Annotated in this window: 4 protein-coding genes; 2 read left to right on the forward strand and 2 right to left on the reverse strand. The window is 65.4% G+C overall.

Going from position 1 to position 2,900, the window contains the following annotated elements; translation table 11 throughout:
* Positions 1-343: hypothetical protein (locus OXK16_11540; GenBank protein ID MDE0376575.1), on the forward strand; the 343-nt coding region annotated here is incomplete at its 5' end.
* Between the two features lie 55 nt (positions 344-398).
* Here the strand turns inward: OXK16_11540 and OXK16_11545 are convergent.
* On the reverse strand, positions 399-1,121 hold the full coding sequence (locus tag OXK16_11545) for an aspartate/glutamate racemase family protein (protein MDE0376576.1): 723 nt from the start codon (positions 1,119-1,121) through the stop codon (positions 399-401).
* Positions 1,122-1,237: 116 nt separating this feature from the next.
* On the opposite strand from OXK16_11545, the gene OXK16_11550 reads away from it, so the two are divergent.
* A complete protein-coding gene (locus tag OXK16_11550; protein MDE0376577.1) occupies positions 1,238-2,002 on the forward strand; it encodes an SDR family NAD(P)-dependent oxidoreductase in 765 nt (254 codons plus the stop codon).
* A 28-nt stretch (positions 2,003-2,030) separates the two neighbouring features.
* On the opposite strand, the gene OXK16_11555 is transcribed toward OXK16_11550, so the two are convergent.
* On the reverse strand, positions 2,031-2,900 hold an 870-nt coding region (locus tag OXK16_11555), incomplete at its 5' end, for a hypothetical protein (protein MDE0376578.1).

The raw sequence follows: 2,900 nt of genomic DNA on the forward strand, positions 1-2,900 counted from the left end.
TGATACGTTCATGGACATGGACGCCATCACCAACCTGCTGATCTCGCTGGTCGCCGGGCTGGCCGGCGTGGTCCTGATCCTGCTGCGCGCTGACATCAAGCAGATAGGCGTCGAGTTGAACGGGTTCCGTGCCGAATTGAACGGGTTTCGCGCCGAGATGAACGGCCGGTTTGATGCTGTGCTGGCCACACAGAAACAGCACGGAGAGCGGTTGGCAAAGCTGGAGACCCTGGTCACGTTCCTGATCGGCCCGCGTAGCGGTGGAGTCCCCGACCCCGAGAACGTAGAGCCGGCTATGGTCGCGCTCCGAACTCCCGGAACGGATGAGGCCGAGCAGGCATGATCGCTGGGCTGCCGATCCCCTGAAAGGGGAGCGTTGGGTCGCCCAGCGGCGACGATCAGGTCAGGTTGGTGATCCGGACCTGGGCCTCGGCCAGGTGGAGCGACGCCACCATCGGGTCGATGACCACCGCGTCTATGAGGTGGGCCACCTCCCGGATCATGCCACCCCATATGGTGCAGCCGAAGAGGATGGCTTCCACGGGCCCCCGTTCCAGCATGGCCCGGGCGGCCGGTACCCCGTGCTCATGAAGCTGGCGGCGGAACCGATCCTGGACGATCTCGGCGGTGACCTCCATGTTGCCGATCAGGCTGTCCTCGCCTTCTACGTGCATCGGAACGAAGGCGATGTCGCTCACCGCGTCCGACAGTCCGTAGGCCCGCAGGTTGCGCCGCACCCAGTTGGCGGTGGTCTTCCAGTCGTGCTCGTCGGGGAAGAGCATGCCGATGTTGAGGCCCCGTCCGGCCGCCAGCGCCGCGGCGGCCTGAAGAGGACCGATCACCGGTATCTTCGCCGACCGCTGTGCCTCCATCAGGGCAGGGTCCGAACAACACCCGATGATGGCGGCGTCGGAACCCTCCTCCTCGGCCCGGAGAACGGTGGCGATCAGTTCGTTCATGTACAGCGGTACCGGGGCGAGCATCGGACCGGTCAGTTCCGGCGGGAGGTCGAGATGAACCACCTCCACAAAGACGCCGCTCGATGCGTGCTTCTCGAGCACCGAGACGGCTCGGGGGACGTGGATGTCGATCCCGATCGGTTCGATGAAGGTGATCTTCATTCCGACCTCCTGAGGTTGCCCTGCTACTGGGAGGGTAACCGCAGCGAATACAGTAGGCCCCGGATCTTATCGTTCGGTCCGGTCAGGTGTCGCCTGAACGACCGGGGAGGTGAAGCATGGGACAGCCCCTCGAGGGCAAGGTGATTCTGGTGACCGGCGCCTCGAGGGGCATCGGTTTCGAGATCGCCCGGGAAGTGGGACGGGCCGGCGCCTCGGTGGTGGCCCATTACGCGAACACCCGGCACGGGGCCGAGGAGGCAACTGCCGAGTTACCACCCGAACGCAAGCTCCTGGTGCAGGCCGATTTCGCCGAGCGCGGGTCGGGAAACACGGTCTGGGATCAGGCGGTAGGTTGGAAGGGCCGGGTCGACGTGCTGGTCAACAACGCCGCCATCCTGACCGAAGTCGATTGGGATGGTCCCGAGGACGAATGGGATCGGACCTGGCAGGCCAGTTGGCAGGTGAACGTCATCGAGCCGGCCCGCATCACCCGTTCCGCGGTGCGTCACTTCGTCGCCAACGGCGAGGGCACCGTCATCAGCGTGTCCAGCTGGCTGGCCTACCGGGCCGGTCGAGCCGCCATGGCTGCCTACAGCGCTTCCAAGGGAGCGCTCACCGCCCTCACCAAGTCGGTGGCCGCCGAATACGCCCGCCAGGGTGTGCTCGCATTCATCATCGCTCCGGGAATGGTGCGCACGGACATGTCCATCGACGCCGCCGAGCAATTCGGCGGCGAGGAGGCCACTGCCGCCCAGCTTGTGATGGGAGAGTGGATCCCCCCGGTGGAGATCGCTCGGCTCGTGGTGTTCCTGTCGAGGGGTGACTGCCGCCACCTGTCCGGCGCCACCATCGACATCAACGGCGCCAGCTACATGCGCTGAGCTCCCTGCTAGCGGTCCCGCTAGATGGTCATGGTGTCGATGGGCGAGTGGCTTGCCATCCCAGGTTGCCGAGTAGAACAACCCCGGTGCCGATCAGTAGGGCCTGGGGATTGGCGATCGACACGTCGGCGAAGGTCCACAGCCAGAACATCTGGAGGGCGGGGGAGAGGAACATGACGCGTTGAACGCTCAGGCTGGATGTGGTGTACAGGGAGTACCGGTGGGCCAGGGAGCCGGCCGCGTCGAAACCGCCGGCTAGTGCTAGGAGGCCGGCGGTAGTCCAGGCGAGTCCGAAGCCGTCGCCTGACGGAAAGAACAGGGCGCTACCCAGCAGGGTCAGAGGGAGGGCGCCGAGCCTTCCTGCGATTGCCGCGAGAGTGGCGTTCCAGACCAGATCGTGCGGGTCGTCGGAGGGCCAGGCCATCAGGCGTCCCGTGGATACCGTTGTCCAGAGTCCTCCGCTGGCGGCGGCAGTACCTGCCAATGCCACGAGTACTCCTGTCCAGTTCAAGGTCGCTACCGCGCCGGTCTCCGACCAGATGACGAGGGCGGCGCCCGCGAAGGAGAGGATCATCAGCATCCAGTGCATCCTGCCCATGACATGCGGGGAGGTTTGTTCTGCGTTGGAGAGCTTCCGGCCCATCCGGGCGGCCAGCCACACCATCCCGATCAGCATCAGCTGGAAGATGATGGTCACCACCAGCGGGTCGATCAGGGTAGCTGCCCACACCCAGAAGGCGAGGTCGACGGCCAGGGAGACCGCCATCCAGACGGCAGGGGTTCGCAACAGGTCCAAAGGGGTCCGGACACGGACCGGTTCTCCGCGTGCTCCCCAATAGGACAGCAGGCGGCGGGCACTCTCTCGCCATTGCTTATTCCCGGTCGGCACTACGAAGAA

This window comes from bacterium, assembly GCA_028821235.1.
Lineage (GTDB): Bacteria > Actinomycetota > Acidimicrobiia > Spongiisociales > Spongiisociaceae > Spongiisocius.